This window comes from Enterobacter sp. SA197 (assembly GCF_054131575.1).
The window spans coordinates 135,498-154,748 of the sequence record NZ_CP096393.1; the positions used below are offsets into that span (position 1 = coordinate 135,498).

Sequence of the window (19,251 nt, forward strand, 5' to 3'; positions counted from 1 at the left end):
AGGAGAGGGCGCAGAGATAAAAAGGCAACCTGGGTTGCCTTTTTGCTTTTATTTATCAGGATTTTGACGCAAAAAAAAGCGGACGCAGAGGTCCGCAAAATGTTCACGTTGGCTTTAGTTATTCAGAGAGAAAGAGGCAGTGGCAACAAGGGTAATGGTGTCCGCTTCGTTTCTGATGCTAATTATTGTACAGAATGCTTGATAGGGATAATCGTTCATTGCTATTCTATCTATCGCCATGAACTATCGTGGCGATGGAGGATGAATAATGAATATTCGTGATCTTGAATATCTGGTGGCGTTAGCTGAACACCGCCATTTTCGCCGTGCCGCGGATTCCTGTCATGTCAGCCAGCCCACGCTGAGCGGGCAAATACGTAAGCTGGAAGACGAGCTTGGCGTGATGCTTTTAGAGCGCACCAGTCGCAAAGTCCTGTTTACGCAGGCTGGTCTGTTGCTGGTGGATCAGGCGCGCACCGTATTGCGTGAGGTCAAAGTGCTCAAGGAGATGGCAAGCCAGCAGGGGGAAGCCATGTCTGGTCCGCTGCATATTGGCTTAATCCCCACCGTTGGTCCTTATCTGCTGCCGCATATTATTCCTTTGCTGCATCAGACGTTCCCGAAACTGGAAATGTATCTGCACGAAGCGCAAACCCATCAGCTACTGGCCCAGCTGGATAGCGGTAAGCTCGACTGCGCCATTCTCGCGCTGGTAAAAGAGAGTGAAGCCTTTATTGAAGTACCGTTGTTCGATGAGCCGATGATGCTGGCGATTTATGCCGATCACCCCTGGGCAAACCGCGACCGCGTACCGATGGCAGACCTGGCGGGTGAAAAACTGCTGATGCTGGAAGATGGACACTGCCTGCGCGACCAGGCGATGGGCTTCTGTTTTGAGGCCGGCGCGGAAGAAGATACCCATTTCCGGGCGACCAGTCTTGAAACGCTGCGCAACATGGTTGCGGCAGGAAGCGGCATTACTTTGCTGCCTGCGCTGGCGGTTCCCCGTGAGCGTGAACGCGATGGCGTAATCTATCTGCCCTGCATCAAGCCGGAACCACGCCGTACCGTTGGGCTGGTCTATCGTCCAGGCTCCCCACTGCGCAGCCGTTATGAACACCTGGCAGAGGCCATCCGTGGTGCAATGGATGGCCACTTCGACAGCGCGTTAAAACAGGCGGTTTAAACCGTTTAGCGCCGCTACCCGATAGGCTTCGGCCATGGTCGGGTAGTTAAAGGTGGTGTTAACAAAGTACTCGATAGTGTTACCACCGCCTTTCTGCTCCATAATCGCCTGACCGATGTGAATGATTTCGGCCGCGCGTTCACCAAAGCAATGAATCCCCAAAATCTCTTTGGTTTCACGGTGGAACAGGATTTTCAGCGTGCCCACGCTCATGCCCACAATCTGCGCCCGCGCCAGGTGCTTAAACTGCGCGCGGCCCACTTCATAAGGCACTTTCATGGCGGTCAGCTGCTGTTCGGTTTTGCCGACAGAGCTGATCTCAGGAATGGTATAGATACCGGTGGGGATATCCTCAATCAGATGGGCGGTGGCCTCACCTTTCATCATCGCCTGCGCGGCAATGCGACCCTGATCGTAAGCGGCCGAAGCCAGGCTTGGATAGCCGATGACGTCTCCGACGGCATACACATGCTGAAGCGCGGTCTGGTACATGCTGTTCACTTTCAACTGACCGCGTCCGTCAGCATCAAGCCCAATGTTCTCCAGCTGCAGGCTGTCGGTATTACCGGTGCGTCCGTTAGCATAGAGCAGGCAGTCAGCTTTCACCTTCTTGCCGGATTTCAGATGCATAATCACGCCATCCTCGGTCCCCTCGATGTGCTCGTACTCTTCGTTATGACGGATGACCACACCGCTGTTCCAGAAGTGGTAGGAGAGGGAGTCTGACATCTCCTGATCGAGGAAGGCCAGCAGACGATCGCGCGTGTTGATCAGATCGACTTTGACATTCATCCCCCGGAAGATCGACGCATATTCGCAGCCGATCACCCCGGCACCATAGATGATCACATGGCGTGGCTCATGATGCATATTGAGGATGGAATCGCTGTCGTAAATGCGCGGATGCGCAAAATCGGTATCGGCCGGATGGTACGGGCGTGAACCGCAGGCAATGACAAATTTCTCTGCTGTCAGCGTTTCGACCGAGCCGTCCGGGCACTCCAGCGCCAGCGTATGCGGGTCAATAAAGTGCGCATTCCCCTGCAGAATTTCACAGCGGTTACGTTCATAGAAGCCCTGACGCATCTGCGTTTGCTGATTTATCACGCTGTCCGCGTGGTTAAGAATATCGGCAAAGGAGGAGCGAAGAATGCGGGTGTGGTCGCTGTATAATGGGTTTTGATTGAATTCGATAATGCGGCTGACGGCGTGGCGGAGGGCTTTTGACGGGATAGTTCCCCAGTGGGTACAACCACCGCCCACGTTATGATAGCGCTCAATGACCGCCACTCTGGCACCCTGTTTAACCAGACCCATAGCAGCACCTTCACCGCCCGGGCCTGAGCCTATAACTATTGCGTCGTAATCGTAGGAATGTGGCATGGCAAGGCTTACCTGTTCTTATACATAAAAGCAACATAATAGTAACATCAACAGCGCGATAACCCAATTATCGTTGTGCTTTTTTCGTGCGCGAAAGCAGAAAGAGCTCGTAAACAATCATTCACAAACCAGTACAATCCGATTAGTTTTATTCTCTGGTATAGTGCCAGCAGGTCTGCGGAAGGATTCAAGCATTGTGATGGGCGTAAGAGCGCAACAAAAAGAGAGAACCCGGCGTTCGCTGGTTGAAGCGGCATTCAGTCAACTGAGCGCTGAGCGAAGTTTCGCCAGCCTGAGTCTGCGTGAAGTTGCGCGCGAGGCGGGCATAGCCCCGACGTCCTTTTATCGTCATTTCCGCGATGTGGATGAACTCGGCCTGACCATGGTCGATGAGAGCGGATTGATGCTGCGTCAGTTGATGCGTCAGGCGCGTCAACGTATCGCCAAAGGCGGCAGCGTTATCCGTACATCCGTTTCAACTTTTATGGAATTTATCGGCAATAACCCAAATGCGTTCCAGCTGTTATTACGTGAACGCTCGGGTACCTCTGCGGCATTTCGTGCAGCGGTGGCGCGTGAAATCCAGCATTTTATTGCGGAACTTGCCGACTATCTTGAAATCGAAAACCATATGCCGCGGGCGTTCACTGAAGCGCAGGCCGAGGCGATGGTAACGATTGTGTTTAGTGCAGGCGCTGAGGCGCTGGATGTAGGCATTGAGCAACGCAAGCAATTAGAAGAGCGACTGGTGCTACAGCTGAGGATGATTTCCAAAGGCGCGTATTACTGGTATCGCCGTGAACAAGAAAAAATGGCGCATCAACCCGATGAGTGAAGGACGAGTAATGAAACAGTCAGGTCAAGATAGAGGTACGTTGTTGCTGGCGTTAATCGCTGGCTTATCCATTAATGGCACCTTTGCAGCGATTTTTAGCTCCATTGTGCCTTTCTCCGTATTCCCCATTATTTCCCTGGTGCTGACAGTGTACTGCCTGCATCAACGCTATCAAAACCGTACCATGCCCGTGGGTCTGCCTGGCCTTGCGGCCGCCTGCTTTATTCTCGGTGTATTGCTTTACAGCACCGTGGTGCGAGCGGAGTATCCGGACATCGGCTCCAACTTCTTCCCGGCGGTGCTGTCGGTGATTCTGGTGTTCTGGATCGGTTTTCGTATGCGTAACCGCAATCAGGGGCTGTAGGACCTCAGGCCTGATAAGCGAAGCGCCATCAGGCCTGGCAACCGTTTATAAACTATTTCGCTGTTAACAGAACCCCGCACTCCATATGGTGCGTATAGGGGAACTGATCGAACAGGGCCAGACGTTCAATGCTGTGCGTCTGGCTTAACGTTTCAAGATTCTTACACAAGGTTTCCGGATTACAGGAAATGTACAAAATCCGGGGATACGCCTGCACCATCTTCTCGGTTTCGCTGTCCAGCCCACTGCGCGGTGGATCGACGAAAATCGTCTCGCACTGATAGCTCTTTAAATCGATCCCCTGCAGGCGGTTGAACGCACGCACGCCGTTCATTGCCTGGGTGAACTCTTCTGCCGACATGCGGATAATCTGCACATTATCGATATGGTTTGCGGCAATGTTGTATTGCGCTGCCGCTACCGATGGCTTGGCGATTTCCGTTGCCAGAACGCGGTCGAAATTACGGGCGAGTGCCAGTGAGAAGTTGCCGTTACCGCAGTATAGTTCGAGCAGATCCCCGGTTGACCCTTTTGTTGCACCCAGCGCCCACTCCAGCATCTGTATATTCATGGCGGCATTAGGTTGTGTGAAGCTGTTTTCTACCTGGCGGTAGATCATCTCTTTACCCGCAACGGGCAGACGCTCATCAATAAAGTCCTGATCAAGCGCAATCTTGGTTTTGGTTGCTCGGCCAATCAGTTGCACATTCAGGTTTTGTGCCCGCAGGGCATCACGCAGGCGGGTCGCCTCTTCACGCCACGCCTCGTCCAGCTTTTTGTGATAGAGCAGAGTGACGATGGCCTGATTGCTGAGGGTGGTCAGGTAATCAATCTGGAAAAGCTTATGGCGCAGCGTTTTGTTCTCGCGCAGGCTCTCCATCAACACCTTCATCAGCTGATTAATCAGCTCACTTGCCGCCGGGAAACTGTCCACGCGAATACGACTTTTGCTCTGCTGATCGAAAATGATGTGGTACAGGTCGTCGCCATCGTGCCAGATGCGGAACTCGGCACGCATACGGTAATGGCTGACCGGCGAGCGGAACACCTCCGGTACGGGCGCGGAGAAGGGCGTCATCATCGACTGCAGACGCACGACTTTCTCGGCAAGTTGCGCATCATACTGTTCTGTTGGCAGGTGTTCGGGAGTCATCGTATTTCCTGAATGAGTAAGAATAACGCGGGGATTGTAGGGGTTGCTCAGGGGATGTCCAGCGCCGGATGTTTTTTCGATTCACCTCATAGCAGTCTGGACATCTATATGTTTATGAATGTAGCATCCCTGTTCCGGTCCTGTAAGTTAAAAGGGAATCCAGTGTAAATCTGGAGCTGACGCGCAGCGGTAAGGAAAGGTGGGATGATAGCGAAAGCAGACACTGCTTATAAAAGTGGGAAGTCATCATCTTGTAGTACCTCCAAGCCCGAAGACCTGCCGGAGTTACGTCGCAATTGGTACCGTCGTCGCGAGCTACTGAGGGTACCTGCGGCATCCTTCCTATTATGTGGATGCTTACACAATGATAAAAAAAGTTTCGCTGCTGACGGCGCTCTCCGTCACGGCATTTTCTGGCTGGGCGCAGGACAGCAACCCGGACACGCTGGTGGTGACAGCAAATCGTTTTCAACAGCCTGCCAAAACGGTACTGGCGCCCACGGAAGTCGTAACTCGTGAGGATATCGATCGCTGGCAGTCACGCTCCCTGGTTGACGTACTACGTCGACTGCCTGGCGTGGATATCGCGCAAAATGGTGGTCTGGGTCAGACCGCCTCTGTTTTTGTTCGGGGTACAGAAGCGAAACACCTGTTGCTGTTGATTGATGGCGTGCCGGTTGCACGCTCCGGTATTTCAAACGACCCGGAGCTTAACCAGATCCCCCTCTCTTTAGTGCAGCGCGTTGAATACATCCGTGGCCCGCGCTCGACCGTTTACGGCTCCGGCGCAATCGGTGGTGTGGTTAACGTCATTACCCAGAGCGGTGGCGAGCAATCGCAGATTAATGCCAGCATCGGTTCGAAAGGATACCAGACCTATGACGGCACACTGCGGCAGCGCTTTGATGACACCGTGGTCACTGCCGCTGGATCCTACACCAGTACTCGTGGTTTTAACGTGCAGCCGGGCTCTTCATGGGACCATGATGCTGACCGTGATGGTTACCGCAATAAAACCTTCTGGGGAAGCCTGCAGCATAAGTTCAACGACAATATTGACGGCTTCTTCCGTGGGTACAGCTTTAGCAATAATGTGGACTATGACCTTGGCAGCCCGCCGTTCCTGCCGGAATACAGTGCGGATGAGCGTCAGTTGTACAGTCAGGGGTGGGATACCGGCCTGAGCCTTAATCAGGGGATCTACTCGTCCCAGCTGGTGGCGAGCTACCAGAAAAGCAAAGACTACAACTACAGCAGCATCTATGGTCGTTATGAAGACGGCACCACGCTGGATGACATGGAGCAGCGTTATATTCAGTGGGCGAATAATGTTGCAGTTGGTCATGGTTCGGTGAGCGCAGGCGCAGACTGGAAACAGGAACGTCTGGTCTCCTCTAACAAACGCTCTCGTGAAGCCTACGACCGCGATAATACCGGACTCTACCTGTCTGGCCTGCAGCAGTTTGGCGACGTCACGCTGGAAGCCTCCGGGCGTGAGGACAAAGACGAAGAGTTCGGCTGGCACGGCACCTGGCAGACGGCTGCAGGCTGGGAGTTCGTTGAAAACTATCGTCTGACGCTCTCTTACGGTACCGGCTTCCTGGCGCCGTCGTTGGGGCAGCAGTTTGGTGCGAAGCGTTTTAACATTGCCTCCAATCCGGATCTTAAGCCGGAGGAGTCTAAGCAATGGGAAGCGGGTATTGAGGGACTGAGCGGGCCGCTTGACTGGCGCCTGTCTGCTTATCGTTATGAGATTGATAATCTTATTACCTACAGCGACACGGCTTATTACAACATCAACTCGGCAACGATTAAGGGCGTAGAGTGGACGGGCACTGTGGACACCGGCATCTTCTCTCACCGCGTTACGCTGCAATATATTGACCCGCGTGATGATGAAACTGACGAAGTGCTGCCACGTCGTGCGAAGCGCCAGGCCAAGTATCAGCTTGACTGGGCGGTCTTCGATGTGGACATGAATCTTGCCTGGGAGTATTTCGGTAAGCGCTACGACAACAGAACATCGGCCTACAATCCTGAGCAACGTGTGTTGCCAGGTTACAGTACTGTCGATTTTTCTGCGTCATATCCAGTGACCTCACACCTGACAGTTCGTGGTAAAATAGCTAACCTGTTCGATAAAGATTACGAGACAGCTTATGGCTACCAAACTGCAGGACGGGAATACACCTTGTCTGGCAGCTACACCTTCTGAACTACGGCCCACCGTGCTGGTGTTTGACTCTGGCGTCGGTGGGTTATCGGTTTACGACGAGATCCGGCATCTCCTGCCGGATCTTCATTACATCTACACCTTCGATAACGTCGCCTTTCCTTACGGGGAAAAGAGTGAAGCGTTTATTGTTGAACGCGTTGTTGAAATCGTCACCGCTGTTCAGGCTCAATACCCGCTGGCCCTTGCCATTATCGCCTGCAATACGGCCAGTACCGTTTCTCTCCCGGCCTTGCGCGAAAAATTCTCCTTCCCGGTTGTCGGGGTAGTACCTGCCATTAAACCGGCGGCACGTTTAACCGCAAACGGCGTAGTGGGATTACTGGCAACCCGCGCGACGGTGAAACGCCCTTACACCCATGAGCTTATCTCGCGATTTGCTAATGAATGCACCATCGAAATGTTGGGTTCGGCTGAGCTGGTCGAGCTTGCAGAAGCGAAGCTACATGGCAAACCGGTTCCACTTGATGAGCTTAAGAAAATCCTCCGCCCCTGGCTACGTATGAGTGAGCCACCAGATACCGTGGTGCTGGGCTGTACGCACTTCCCTTTACTGCAGGATGAGCTTTTGCAGGTATTGCCGGAAGGGACACGTTTTATTGACTCAGGTGCGGCGATAGCGCGTCGTACCGCCTGGCTACTTGAGCATGAAGCACCGGATGCAAAATCAGCCGATGAAAATATTGCGTATTGCATGGAGGTCACGCCCGAAACTGTACTTTTATTGCCCGTTTTGCAACGCTATGGCTTCAGAACGCTTGAAAAACTGCCAGTTTAGTGACGTTTTGCGCAAAAAAGAGACGGTTAAAAAGTTTTTTGAATTTTAGACTTGTCAGCCCGGAATAACTCCCTATAATGCGCCTCCACTGACACGGAACAACGGCACACACGCCGCCGGGTCAGCAGGGTGTTCCGGTGAGATTCACTGAGAAGCCCGCAGAGAAAAGCGAAAATAAACGCTTGACTCTGAAAGAGGAAAGCGTAATATACGCCACCTCGCAACGGTGAGCGAAAGCCGCGTTGCACTGCTCTTTAACAATTTTTCAGACAATCTGTGTGGGCACTCAAAGTGACATGGATTCTTGATGTCTTCGGACAAAAAATGAATACCAAGTCTCAAAGAGTGAACACGTAATTCATTACGAAGTTTAATTCTACGAGCATCAAACTTAAATTGAAGAGTTTGATCATGGCTCAGATTGAACGCTGGCGGCAGGCCTAACACATGCAAGTCGAACGGTAGCACAGAGAGCTTGCTCTCGGGTGACGAGTGGCGGACGGGTGAGTAATGTCTGGGAAACTGCCTGATGGAGGGGGATAACTACTGGAAACGGTAGCTAATACCGCATAACGTCGCAAGACCAAAGAGGGGGACCTTCGGGCCTCTTGCCATCAGATGTGCCCAGATGGGATTAGCTAGTAGGTGGGGTAATGGCTCACCTAGGCGACGATCCCTAGCTGGTCTGAGAGGATGACCAGCCACACTGGAACTGAGACACGGTCCAGACTCCTACGGGAGGCAGCAGTGGGGAATATTGCACAATGGGCGCAAGCCTGATGCAGCCATGCCGCGTGTATGAAGAAGGCCTTCGGGTTGTAAAGTACTTTCAGCGGGGAGGAAGGCGATACGGTTAATAACCGTGTCGATTGACGTTACCCGCAGAAGAAGCACCGGCTAACTCCGTGCCAGCAGCCGCGGTAATACGGAGGGTGCAAGCGTTAATCGGAATTACTGGGCGTAAAGCGCACGCAGGCGGTCTGTCAAGTCGGATGTGAAATCCCCGGGCTCAACCTGGGAACTGCATTCGAAACTGGCAGGCTTGAGTCTTGTAGAGGGGGGTAGAATTCCAGGTGTAGCGGTGAAATGCGTAGAGATCTGGAGGAATACCGGTGGCGAAGGCGGCCCCCTGGACAAAGACTGACGCTCAGGTGCGAAAGCGTGGGGAGCAAACAGGATTAGATACCCTGGTAGTCCACGCTGTAAACGATGTCGACTTGGAGGTTGTGCCCTTGAGGCGTGGCTTCCGGAGCTAACGCGTTAAGTCGACCGCCTGGGGAGTACGGCCGCAAGGTTAAAACTCAAATGAATTGACGGGGGCCCGCACAAGCGGTGGAGCATGTGGTTTAATTCGATGCAACGCGAAGAACCTTACCTACTCTTGACATCCAGAGAACTTTCCAGAGATGGATTGGTGCCTTCGGGAACTCTGAGACAGGTGCTGCATGGCTGTCGTCAGCTCGTGTTGTGAAATGTTGGGTTAAGTCCCGCAACGAGCGCAACCCTTATCCTTTGTTGCCAGCGATTCGGTCGGGAACTCAAAGGAGACTGCCAGTGATAAACTGGAGGAAGGTGGGGATGACGTCAAGTCATCATGGCCCTTACGAGTAGGGCTACACACGTGCTACAATGGCATATACAAAGAGAAGCGACCTCGCGAGAGCAAGCGGACCTCATAAAGTATGTCGTAGTCCGGATTGGAGTCTGCAACTCGACTCCATGAAGTCGGAATCGCTAGTAATCGTGGATCAGAATGCCACGGTGAATACGTTCCCGGGCCTTGTACACACCGCCCGTCACACCATGGGAGTGGGTTGCAAAAGAAGTAGGTAGCTTAACCTTCGGGAGGGCGCTTACCACTTTGTGATTCATGACTGGGGTGAAGTCGTAACAAGGTAACCGTAGGGGAACCTGCGGTTGGATCACCTCCTTACCTTAAAGAACCTGCCTTTGCAGTGCTCACACAGATTGTCTGATGAAATGAAGCAGTAAAGAAATCTCTGCAGGCTTGTAGCTCAGGTGGTTAGAGCGCACCCCTGATAAGGGTGAGGTCGGTGGTTCAAGTCCACTCAGGCCTACCAAATTTTCCCTGAATGCTGCGTTGTGAAACCGCTCGCATACCTCAGTATGCTTCGCTGTTCCACGCCTTGCCTCAGGAAAAATTCCGGTGACAGAGAAACGTATTCCGATGGGGTTATAGCTCAGCTGGGAGAGCGCCTGCCTTGCACGCAGGAGGTCTGCGGTTCGATCCCGCATAGCTCCACCATCCTTTACTGCACACCACAAGAAAACTTCAGAGTGTACCTGAAAAGGTTCACTGCGAAGTTTTGCTCTTTAAAAATCTGGATCAAGCTGAAAATTGAAACAACACCCTGTCTCTTTTCTCCGTAATAAGAAAAGAAAAACAGGCGTGTTTGAGTCTCTCAAATTTTCACGACACTGAAGCGTTTTACGAAACAGCTTCGGGTTGTGAGGTTAAGCGACCAAGCGTACACGGTGGATGCCCTGGCAGTCAGAGGCGATGAAGGGCGTGCTAATCTGCGATAAGCGCCGGCGAGGTGATATGAACCCTTGACCCGGCGATACCCGAATGGGGAAACCCAGTGTGATTCGTCACACTATCATGTCATGAATACATAGTGGCATGAGGCGAACCGGGGGAACTGAAACATCTAAGTACCCCGAGGAAAAGAAATCAACCGAGATTCCCCCAGTAGCGGCGAGCGAACGGGGAGGAGCCCAGAGTCTGAATCAGCAAATGTGTTAGTGGAAGCGTCTGGAAAGTCGCACGGTACAGGGTGAAAGTCCCGTACACGAAAACGCATCTGTTGTGAACTCGAAGAGTAGGGCGGGACACGTGGTATCCTGTCTGAATATGGGGGGACCATCCTCCAAGGCTAAATACTCCTGACTGACCGATAGTGAACCAGTACCGTGAGGGAAAGGCGAAAAGAACCCCGGCGAGGGGAGTGAAAAAGAACCTGAAACCGTGTACGTACAAGCAGTGGGAGCACCTTCGTGGTGTGACTGCGTACCTTTTGTATAATGGGTCAGCGACTTATATTCTGTAGCAAGGTTAACCGTATAGGGGAGCCGCAGGGAAACCGAGTCTTAACTGGGCGTTAAGTTGCAGGGTATAGACCCGAAACCCGGTGATCTAGCCATGGGCAGGTTGAAGGTTGGGTAACACTAACTGGAGGACCGAACCGACTAATGTTGAAAAATTAGCGGATGACCTGTGGCTGGGGGTGAAAGGCCAATCAAACCGGGAGATAGCTGGTTCTCCCCGAAAGCTATTTAGGTAGCGCCTCGTGAACTCATCTCCGGGGGTAGAGCACTGTTTCGGCTAGGGGGCCATCCCGGCTTACCAACCCGATGCAAACTACGAATACCGGAGAATGTTATCACGGGAGACACACGGCGGGTGCTAACGTCCGTCGTGAAGAGGGAAACAACCCAGACCGCCAGCTAAGGTCCCAAAGTCATGGTTAAGTGGGAAACGATGTGGGAAGGCACAGACAGCCAGGATGTTGGCTTAGAAGCAGCCATCATTTAAAGAAAGCGTAATAGCTCACTGGTCGAGTCGGCCTGCGCGGAAGATGTAACGGGGCTAAACCATGCACCGAAGCTGCGGCAGCGACACTTATGTGTTGTTGGGTAGGGGAGCGTTCTGTAAGCCGTTGAAGGTGGCCTGTGAGGGCTGCTGGAGGTATCAGAAGTGCGAATGCTGACATAAGTAACGATAAAGCGGGTGAAAAGCCCGCTCGCCGGAAGACCAAGGGTTCCTGTCCAACGTTAATCGGGGCAGGGTGAGTCGACCCCTAAGGCGAGGCCGAAAGGCGTAGTCGATGGGAAACAGGTTAATATTCCTGTACTTGGTGTTACTGCGAAGGGGGGACGGAGAAGGCTATGTCGGCCGGGCGACGGTTGTCCCGGTTTAAGCATGTAGGCGGAGGTTCCAGGTAAATCCGGTACCTTTTAACGCTGAGGTGTGATGACGAGGCACTACGGTGCTGAAGTGACAAATGCCCTGCTTCCAGGAAAAGCCTCTAAGCATCAGGTAACACGAAATCGTACCCCAAACCGACACAGGTGGTCAGGTAGAGAATACCAAGGCGCTTGAGAGAACTCGGGTGAAGGAACTAGGCAAAATGGTGCCGTAACTTCGGGAGAAGGCACGCTGGTGCGTAGGTGAAGTGACTTGCTCACGGAGCTGAAACCAGTCGAAGATACCAGCTGGCTGCAACTGTTTATTAAAAACACAGCACTGTGCAAACACGAAAGTGGACGTATACGGTGTGACGCCTGCCCGGTGCCGGAAGGTTAATTGATGGGGTTATCCGTAAGGAGAAGCTCTTGATCGAAGCCCCGGTAAACGGCGGCCGTAACTATAACGGTCCTAAGGTAGCGAAATTCCTTGTCGGGTAAGTTCCGACCTGCACGAATGGCGTAATGATGGCCAGGCTGTCTCCACCCGAGACTCAGTGAAATTGAACTCGCTGTGAAGATGCAGTGTACCCGCGGCAAGACGGAAAGACCCCGTGAACCTTTACTATAGCTTGACACTGAACATTGAGCCTTGATGTGTAGGATAGGTGGGAGGCTTTGAAGCGTGGACGCCAGTCTGCGTGGAGCCAACCTTGAAATACCACCCTTTAATGTTTGATGTTCTAACGTGGACCCGTTATCCGGGTTGCGGACAGTGTCTGGTGGGTAGTTTGACTGGGGCGGTCTCCTCCTAAAGTGTAACGGAGGAGCACGAAGGTTAGCTAATCCTGGTCGGACATCAGGAGGTTAGTGCAATGGCATAAGCTAGCTTGACTGCGAGAGTGACGGCTCGAGCAGGTGCGAAAGCAGGTCATAGTGATCCGGTGGTTCTGAATGGAAGGGCCATCGCTCAACGGATAAAAGGTACTCCGGGGATAACAGGCTGATACCGCCCAAGAGTTCATATCGACGGCGGTGTTTGGCACCTCGATGTCGGCTCATCACATCCTGGGGCTGAAGTAGGTCCCAAGGGTACGGCTGTTCGCCGTTTAAAGTGGTACGCGAGCTGGGTTTAGAACGTCGTGAGACAGTTCGGTCCCTATCTGCCGTGGGCGCTGGAGAATTGAGGGGGGCTGCTCCTAGTACGAGAGGACCGGAGTGGACGCATCACTGGTGTTCGGGTTGTCATGCCAATGGCACTGCCCGGTAGCTAAATGCGGAAAAGATAAGTGCTGAAAGCATCTAAGCACGAAACTTGCCCCGAGATGAGTTCTCCCTGAGACTTTAAGTCTCCTGAAGGAACGTTGAAGACGACGACGTTGATAGGTCGGGTGTGTAAGCGCAGCGATGCGTTGAGCTAACCGATACTAATGAACCGTGAGGCTTAACCTTACAACGCCGAAGCTGTTTTGGCGTGAGAAACACGATTTTCAGCTGATTCCAGAATTAAGTGCGCAATAATTTACGCAGCAGCAAGGCGGCCAGCGAAGGAAAGGAAGGAGCATACTGAGGTATGTGACTGACTTTGCGAGCGCAGGCAACGCGGCTGATGCGATAAAAGATTGCGTACAGAGCACAAAGAATTTGCCTGGCGGCAGTAGCGCGGTGGTCCCACCTGACCCCATGCCGAACTCAGAAGTGAAACGCCGTAGCGCCGATGGTAGTGTGGGGTCTCCCCATGCGAGAGTAGGGAACTGCCAGGCATCAAATTAAGCAGTAAACCGGGGCAATAAACCGGTGGTTGTAGAAAAATTCGGTGGAGCGGTAGTTCAGTCGGTTAGAATACCTGCCTGTCACGCAGGGGGTCGCGGGTTCGAGTCCCGTCCGTTCCGCCACCCTATTAGGGGCGTAGTTCAATTGGTAGAGCACCGGTCTCCAAAACCGGGTGTTGGGAGTTCGAGTCTCTCCGCCCCTGCCAGAAAGTTAAAAAAATCCTTAGCACTTGCTAAGGATTTTTTTTGTCTTTTTTATTCCTGTCCGCCATCCCTCATTAACTGTTTTCTTCCATAAAAACATCAATCGATAACAGCTACTTTAAGAAGCTCACGGATCAGGCTCTGCTTATCGCTATTTTGTAACCAGATAGCATATAGCGGTCGCGAAAGTGTGGTGCTGTCGGCAACGGTATATAACCCCTCTTTCTGCTGAACCCATGAAACAGGTAGCCATGTGCATCCGTTAAGCACTGGAAGTTGTTGATGTGCTATTTCCGCTGAACTGGTCGTCAGGGTTGGAACATCATCTCCGGAGAGTAATTCTGTTTCATGCTGCTGAAAATCCGGGCCCCACTCCAGGCGTAAGTAGTTGAGCTGGGATTTGGTTTTTTCCGGCGAAGAGCAGTAGAGGCCAAGCGTGAAATGCCCCAGTAACTGGCTGCTAAATTCGTCCATCTTCGGGGTTTCTGTCGTGATTAGCAGGTCAAGCTGGCGTTCATGGAGTTGCTTGACCAAAGACTGCCGCTGTGCGATCCGCGCTTCAAATTGCAAATTTTCTTCAAGCTGATAAAGCCTTCCAAGCCAATGATTTAGCATGCATTCCCAAAGAGAGGCGCTTGCACCTATAGAGAACTGATTGTGCCGCGACGTATGAGCGACATCCTTGCGTGCTGCCTGCCAGGTATTCATTAGCGTTTCTGCGTAAGGTAAAAGCTTCTCCCCGGCAGCAGTAAGGCGGATGTTATTGCGATGCCGGGTAAACAGATTCACGCCAAGCTGATTTTCTAACTGACGAATACGAAAGCTTACCGCTGATTGTGTTAAATAAAGCGCTTCGGCAGCCCGTCCAAAGTGGCGTGTTCGGCTGACTTCCAGGAAAGTTTTCAGCAATTCCGTATCCACAGGTTTCTCCGCAAAATTATTTGTCGTAATGATTTAAATCTTTTGTTTTACACTCTGTCAAGCGTAACTAATACTCCGCGCCATAAATAGCTCGGCCAAAGAATTAGGAGCGTGCAGGATGGCGGAAAGCTTTACGACGACTAATCGTTTTTTTGATAACAAACATTATCCGCGCGGGTTTTCCCGTCATGGTGACTTCACCATCAAAGAAGCTCAGTTGCTTGAGCGCCACGGTTACGCATTCAATGAGTTGGATCTCGGAAAGCGTGAGCCAAGCACTGAAGAAGAAACGCATTTTGTTTCTGTTTGCCGCGGCGAAAATGAGCCACAAACCGAAGCCGAACGCGTCTGGTGCAAGTATATGGCACGCGTTAAGCGTCCAAAACGTTTTCATACCCTTTCTGGCGGAAAACCGCAGGTTGAAGGGAATGAGGACTACACGGAATCAGACGACTAAAAAAGGGGCTACGGCCCCTTTTTTATGCCATCATTTTTTGCAAATGAATCAGCAGCCTGTCAATGGCACGATAGCTGAGCGCTTCTTGCAGATGTGACCGTTGAATGCTTTCCTGCTCTTCCAGATCGGCGATAGTACGGGCGACCTTTAATAGCCTCTGCCATGCCCGGATGGACAGGCCCAACTGCACTAGCGTCTCCTCCAGCCAGTGAGCATCTTCCTGAATAAGAGAGCAACATTCCCTCATCTCGCTGTTTTCCAGGCGGGCATTTAGCTTTCTCTGACGTTGATACTGTCGCGCCTGCGCTCGGGTGACGCGTTCACGAACCTGAGCACTGCCCTCGCTTTTATGCTGTGGTTGGCTCAGCAAGCCTGGCGGCAATAACGGGATTTCCAGTGAGATATCAAACCGGTCGAGAAAAGGTCCAGACAGTCTTCCCAGATAGCGTAGGGTTTGTTCTGGAGTGCAACGATTGTGATTACCCTGGTAGTGTCCGGTGGGGCTGGGATTCATAGCGGCAATAAGTTGAAAACGGGCGGGATAACTTACCTTGGCCCGTGTTCGCGAAATATGTATCTGCCCTGATTCGATGGGCTCACGTAGTGCATCAAGAACCCGGCGTTCAAACTCAGGCAGTTCATCGAGAAAGAGCACACCATTGTGGGCCAGGGAGATCTCTCCGGGGGCAGGTATTGCCCCTCCTCCCACCATTGCCGTCAGTGAAGCACTATGGTGAGGTGCGCGAAACGGCCGTTGCCGCCATTTTTTGGCAATGCTGGCAGAGTTTACGAGACTAAGGATCGCGGCACTCTCCAGCGCTTCCTGGTTGCTTAGCGAAGGCAGTAGTGGTCCCAGGCGGCTGGCCAGCATAGTTTTACCTGTCCCGGGTGGTCCAATCAGCAACAGGTTATGTCCCCCCGCAGCGGTTATCTCCAGCGCGCGTTTGCCCTGCTCCTGACCGATCACATCGCTTAAATCATCATGTGTATTTTCCACTATGGGCTGCAATGTAAAAGAGGGGGGCTGCAGGGCATGTTTACCTTCAAGAAATGCACATACTTCCTGGAGGTGGCTTGCGACAAGACAATCCTCTGTTTCCGCAAGACTCACCTCTGCTTCATTCTCCTGTGAGACGATTATGCGTCGACCCGCCTTAATAGCTTCAATAGTACTTGATATCGCCCCAGGAACGCCCCGCAATGCGCCTGTAAGGGCTAATTCTCCCACAAACTCAAACTGGTCCAGATGACTGGCGTTGAGTTGCTCTGAAGCAGCGAGAAGCGCGATAGCGATAGGTAAATCGTATCGCCCACCATCCTTGGGTAAATCAGCCGGTGCAAGGTTAATCGTGATCTTTTTCGCCGGGAATTCATAGCCACTGTTGATAATGGCGCTACGGACACGATCCCTCGCTTCTTTGACGGTTGTCTCTGGCAGTCCAACCATAGTCAGACCGGGAAGCCCGTTACTGATATGAACCTCTACAGTGATGAGCGGCGCTGAAACGCCTAAAGCTGCCCTGGTATAGATAACTGATAACGTCATAACACCTCCCTGTGCATCGGGAGTATGCACGGTGAATGTGCTTTCACAGGAAGGCCGTTGCGAGATTTACGAGACGGCTTCCGGAGAAATTAACCCGTTTCAAGATGGTTGCAAGAGCGTGGATGAAGCGTCGCATCTTCACCTGGATGCTCCTCATCCGCTGAAATACCCTGAAAGGGTGAAGAAATTTCATTGTTTGATTTGTTCATAAAAAACAACAGGTTTTATGACAATTCTTTGTATGTGCGTTATCGGGGCTATAAATTTTTCTTGTGCCACCTCTCATATCTGTGATAACTCTTTAGGTATTCCTTCGAACCTGAAGACAGAAAGTACAGAAAATGACAGCCCTTCTACGAGTGATTAGCCTGGTCGTGATTAGCGTGGTGGTGATTATTATCCCACCGTGCGGGGCTGCACTTGGACGAGGAAAGGCTTAAGAATCAAGCCTTAACGAACTAAGACCCCCGCACCGAAAGGTCCGGGGGTTTTTTTATGACCTAAAAACATAAGCGAGGAGCAGAGGATGAGTACTAGCACAAAATTCTGTTTCTCCCGATTTACGGCGGGGAAGTGACTATGAATGGCGCACAGTGGGTAGTACATGCGTTGCGGGCACAACAGGTCGATACGGTTTTCGGGTATCCGGGTGGCGCAATTATGCCGGTTTACGATGCATTGTATGACGGCGGCGTGGAACACCTGTTGTGCCGGCATGAACAGGGGGCGGCAATGGCGGCCATCGGCTATGCGCGTTCTACAGGGAAAACTGGGGTATGTATCGCCACGTCCGGTCCAGGTGCGACCAACCTGATAACTGGTCTGGCAGATGCGCTGTTGGATTCCGTTCCGGTTGTTGCTATCACAGGTCAGGTTTCCGCACCCTTCATTGGAACGGACGCCTTTCAGGAAGTGGACGTTCTCGGTTTGTCGCTGGCCTGCACCAAACACAGTTTCCTGGTGCAGTCGCTGGAAGAGCTGCCGCGTATTATGGCGCAAGCTTTCCAGGTGGCAAACTCAGGCCGTCCTGGCCCCGTTCTGGTTGATATTCCGAAAGATATCCAGTTAGAGACCGGCGATCTGGAGCCGCATTTTTCCACTGTTGAAGATGACTTCTCTTTCCCGTATGCGGAAATGCAGCTGGCGCAAAGGATGTTGGCTGAGGCCAAAAAGCCGATGCTGTACGTTGGCGGCGGCGTGGGCATGGCGCAGGCAGTTGCGCCATTGCGCGATTTCCTGGCGGTCACACAAATGCCAGTTACCTGCACGCTGAAAGGCCTCGGTTCAGTAGAAGACAGCTATCCCTGGTATCTGGGGATGCTGGGAATGCATGGCACCAAAGCGGCAAACCTGGCGGTTCAGGAGTGCGATCTGCTGATTGCCGTCGGCGCGCGTTTTGACGATCGCGTTACTGGCAAACTGAACACTTTCGCCCCGCATGCGAAAGTTATCCATATGGATATCGATCCGGCGGAAATGAACAAGTTACGCCAGGCGCACGTCAGTTTACAGGGCGATCTGAATGCGCTGCTGCCTGCATTGCAGCAAACGCTCACCATCAGCGAATGGCGACAGTTCAATGCCGATATGCGCACTGAATTCGCCTGGCGCTATGACCATCCGGGTGAGGCTATTTATGCGCCGCTGTTACTGAAACAGTTGTCCGATCGCAAACCGGCTGACAGCGTGGTGACCACCGATGTGGGTCAGCATCAGATGTGGTCGGCGCAGCACATGACCTACACGCGCCCGGAGAATTTCATCACCTCCAGTGGCTTAGGCACGATGGGCTTCGGCCTTCCCGCCGCCGTGGGTGCTCAGGTGGCACGCCCGGACGATACGGTAATCTGTATCTCCGGTGACGGCTCTTTCATGATGAATGTGCAGGAGCTGGGCACCGTAAAACGCAAGCAGTTGCCGCTGAAAATCGTGTTACTGGACAATCAGCGTTTAGGGATGGTTCGTCAGTGGCAGCAGTTATTTTTCAACGAACGTTACAGCGAAACTACCCTTACCGATAACCCCGATTTCCTCGTTCTGGCCAGCGCCTTCGGCATTCCCGGCCAGCACATCACCCGTAAAGACCAGGTTGAAGCGGCACTCGACACCATGTTGTCCTGCGAGGGGCCTTACCTGCTTCATGTCTCAATCGACGAGCTTGAGAATGTCTGGCCGTTGGTACCGCCCGGTGCCAGTAATGCAGAAATGCTGGAGAAATTATCATGATGCAACATCAGGTCGCCGTGCAGGCGCGTTTGAACCCGGAAACGTTAGAACGTGTTTTACGTGTGGTGCGCCATCGTGGCTTTCAGGTTTGTGCGATGAACATGGAAACCACCACCGACGCTCAGAGCATAAATATTGAATTGACCGTTGCCAGCCCTCGCCCCGTCGACTTACTGTTTAGCCAGCTAAGTAAACTGATCGACGTCGCCCGGGTTGATATCCAGCAAAGTACAACCTCATCACAACAGATCCGCGCCTGAGCGCAA

Annotated in this window: 13 protein-coding genes, 4 tRNA genes, 3 rRNA genes and 1 riboswitch; of the genes, 16 read left to right on the top strand and 4 right to left on the bottom strand. The window is 52.6% G+C overall.

Annotated elements, in window-relative coordinates; translation table 11 throughout:
* Positions 1-268: 268 nt before the first annotated feature.
* A complete protein-coding gene (oxyR, locus tag M1D91_RS00625) occupies positions 269-1,186 on the top strand; it encodes a DNA-binding transcriptional regulator OxyR (RefSeq protein ID WP_437432280.1) in 918 nt (305 codons plus the stop codon).
* Here the strand turns inward: oxyR and sthA are convergent.
* On the bottom strand, positions 1,169-2,569 hold the full coding sequence (gene sthA, locus M1D91_RS00630) for a Si-specific NAD(P)(+) transhydrogenase (protein ID WP_437432281.1): 1,401 nt from the start codon (positions 2,567-2,569) through the stop codon (positions 1,169-1,171). The two genes, oxyR and sthA, sit on opposite strands and share 18 nt — an antisense overlap.
* A 196-nt stretch (positions 2,570-2,765) precedes the next feature.
* Here sthA and fabR point away from each other — a divergent pair, with 196 nt between their 5' ends.
* Positions 2,766-3,404 carry an HTH-type transcriptional repressor FabR gene (gene fabR, locus M1D91_RS00635; protein ID WP_437432282.1) on the top strand — a complete coding sequence of 213 codons (639 nt, stop codon included), beginning with the start codon at positions 2,766-2,768 and terminating at the stop codon, positions 3,402-3,404.
* Between the two features lie 10 nt (positions 3,405-3,414).
* Positions 3,415-3,768 carry a YijD family membrane protein gene (locus M1D91_RS00640; protein WP_437432283.1) on the top strand — a complete coding sequence of 118 codons (354 nt, stop codon included), beginning with the start codon at positions 3,415-3,417 and terminating at the stop codon, positions 3,766-3,768.
* Positions 3,769-3,820: 52 nt separating this feature from the next.
* Here the strand turns inward: M1D91_RS00640 and trmA are convergent, their stop codons facing one another.
* A complete protein-coding gene (trmA, locus tag M1D91_RS00645) occupies positions 3,821-4,921 on the bottom strand; it encodes a tRNA (uridine(54)-C5)-methyltransferase TrmA (protein WP_437432284.1) in 1,101 nt (366 codons plus the stop codon).
* A 118-nt stretch (positions 4,922-5,039) separates the two neighbouring features.
* Positions 5,040-5,219, top strand: a riboswitch (cobalamin riboswitch).
* Positions 5,220-5,285: 66 nt separating this feature from the next.
* Here trmA and btuB point away from each other — a divergent pair.
* From btuB to M1D91_RS00690, 9 genes are all read left to right on the top strand, one after another.
* Complete coding sequence (gene btuB, locus M1D91_RS00650) at positions 5,286-7,136, top strand: TonB-dependent vitamin B12 receptor BtuB (protein WP_437432285.1); 1,851 nt, start codon at positions 5,286-5,288, stop codon at positions 7,134-7,136.
* Complete coding sequence (gene murI, locus M1D91_RS00655; RefSeq protein WP_437432286.1) at positions 7,081-7,932, top strand: glutamate racemase; 852 nt, start codon at positions 7,081-7,083, stop codon at positions 7,930-7,932. The genes btuB and murI overlap by 56 nt, the downstream gene beginning before the upstream one ends.
* 393 nt (positions 7,933-8,325) lie before the next feature.
* Positions 8,326-9,865 (top strand): 16S ribosomal RNA (locus tag M1D91_RS00660).
* A gap of 71 nt (positions 9,866-9,936) precedes the next feature.
* Positions 9,937-10,013, top strand: a tRNA-Ile gene (locus M1D91_RS00665).
* Between the two features lie 109 nt (positions 10,014-10,122).
* Positions 10,123-10,198: transfer RNA gene (locus M1D91_RS00670), tRNA-Ala, on the top strand.
* 207 nt (positions 10,199-10,405) lie between these two features.
* Positions 10,406-13,311 (top strand): 23S ribosomal RNA (locus M1D91_RS00675).
* Positions 13,312-13,506: 195 nt separating this feature from the next.
* Positions 13,507-13,622: ribosomal RNA gene (gene rrf, locus M1D91_RS00680) — 5S ribosomal RNA — on the top strand.
* The 16S, 23S and 5S rRNA genes sit together here with 4 tRNA genes alongside, the layout of an rRNA operon.
* 55 nt (positions 13,623-13,677) lie before the next feature.
* A tRNA-Asp gene (locus M1D91_RS00685) sits at positions 13,678-13,754 on the top strand.
* 7 nt (positions 13,755-13,761) lie between these two features.
* Positions 13,762-13,837 (top strand) — tRNA-Trp (locus M1D91_RS00690).
* 97 nt (positions 13,838-13,934) lie between these two features.
* On the opposite strand, the gene hdfR is transcribed toward M1D91_RS00690, so the two are convergent.
* Entirely contained in the window at positions 13,935-14,756 is an 822-nt protein-coding gene (gene hdfR / locus M1D91_RS00695) for an HTH-type transcriptional regulator HdfR (protein WP_437433031.1), read from the bottom strand.
* Positions 14,757-14,874: 118 nt separating this feature from the next.
* On the opposite strand from hdfR, the gene M1D91_RS00700 reads away from it, so the two are divergent.
* Entirely contained in the window at positions 14,875-15,213 is a 339-nt protein-coding gene (locus M1D91_RS00700; protein ID WP_437433030.1) for a MaoP family protein, read from the top strand.
* Between the two features lie 22 nt (positions 15,214-15,235).
* On the opposite strand, the gene M1D91_RS00705 is transcribed toward M1D91_RS00700, so the two are convergent.
* On the bottom strand, positions 15,236-16,759 hold the full coding sequence (locus M1D91_RS00705) for a YifB family Mg chelatase-like AAA ATPase (RefSeq protein WP_437433029.1): 1,524 nt from the start codon (positions 16,757-16,759) through the stop codon (positions 15,236-15,238).
* Positions 16,760-17,100: 341 nt separating this feature from the next.
* Between M1D91_RS00705 and ilvL the strand changes: the two genes are divergently transcribed.
* The 3 genes from ilvL (at position 17,101) to ilvM (ending at position 19,245) form a co-directional block, all read left to right on the top strand.
* Entirely contained in the window at positions 17,101-17,199 is a 99-nt protein-coding gene (ilvL, locus tag M1D91_RS00710; RefSeq protein ID WP_001311244.1) for an ilv operon leader peptide, read from the top strand.
* A 139-nt stretch (positions 17,200-17,338) separates the two neighbouring features.
* Positions 17,339-18,985 (top strand): acetolactate synthase 2 catalytic subunit, encoded by a 1,647-nt coding sequence (ilvG, locus tag M1D91_RS00715; RefSeq protein WP_437433028.1) that lies wholly within the window; start codon positions 17,339-17,341, stop codon positions 18,983-18,985.
* Positions 18,982-19,245: an acetolactate synthase 2 small subunit gene (ilvM, locus tag M1D91_RS00720; RefSeq protein ID WP_437433027.1), complete on the top strand. Its 264-nt coding sequence runs from the start codon at positions 18,982-18,984 to the stop codon at positions 19,243-19,245. The genes ilvG and ilvM overlap by 4 nt, the downstream gene beginning before the upstream one ends.
* Positions 19,246-19,251 lie beyond the last annotated feature (6 nt).

Excerpts from the sequence above, each read along its gene's own strand:
- ilvL (WP_001311244.1), top strand. The coding sequence starts at position 17,101 with ATGACAGCCCTTCTACGAGTGATTAGCCTGGTCGTGATTAGCGTGGTG.
- M1D91_RS00700 (WP_437433030.1), top strand. The coding sequence starts at position 14,875 with ATGGCGGAAAGCTTTACGACGACTAATCGTTTTTTTGATAACAAACAT.
- sthA (WP_437432281.1), bottom strand. The coding sequence starts at position 2,569 with ATGCCACATTCCTACGATTACGACGCAATAGTTATAGGCTCAGGCCCG.
- trmA (WP_437432284.1), bottom strand. The coding sequence starts at position 4,921 with ATGACTCCCGAACACCTGCCAACAGAACAGTATGATGCGCAACTTGCC.
- ilvM (WP_437433027.1), top strand. The coding sequence starts at position 18,982 with ATGATGCAACATCAGGTCGCCGTGCAGGCGCGTTTGAACCCGGAAACG.
- oxyR (WP_437432280.1), top strand. The coding sequence starts at position 269 with ATGAATATTCGTGATCTTGAATATCTGGTGGCGTTAGCTGAACACCGC.
- ilvG (WP_437433028.1), top strand. The coding sequence starts at position 17,339 with ATGAATGGCGCACAGTGGGTAGTACATGCGTTGCGGGCACAACAGGTC.
- M1D91_RS00705 (WP_437433029.1), bottom strand. The coding sequence starts at position 16,759 with ATGACGTTATCAGTTATCTATACCAGGGCAGCTTTAGGCGTTTCAGCG.
- murI (WP_437432286.1), top strand. The coding sequence starts at position 7,081 with ATGGCTACCAAACTGCAGGACGGGAATACACCTTGTCTGGCAGCTACA.
- btuB (WP_437432285.1), top strand. The coding sequence starts at position 5,286 with ATGATAAAAAAAGTTTCGCTGCTGACGGCGCTCTCCGTCACGGCATTT.
- M1D91_RS00640 (WP_437432283.1), top strand. The coding sequence starts at position 3,415 with ATGAAACAGTCAGGTCAAGATAGAGGTACGTTGTTGCTGGCGTTAATC.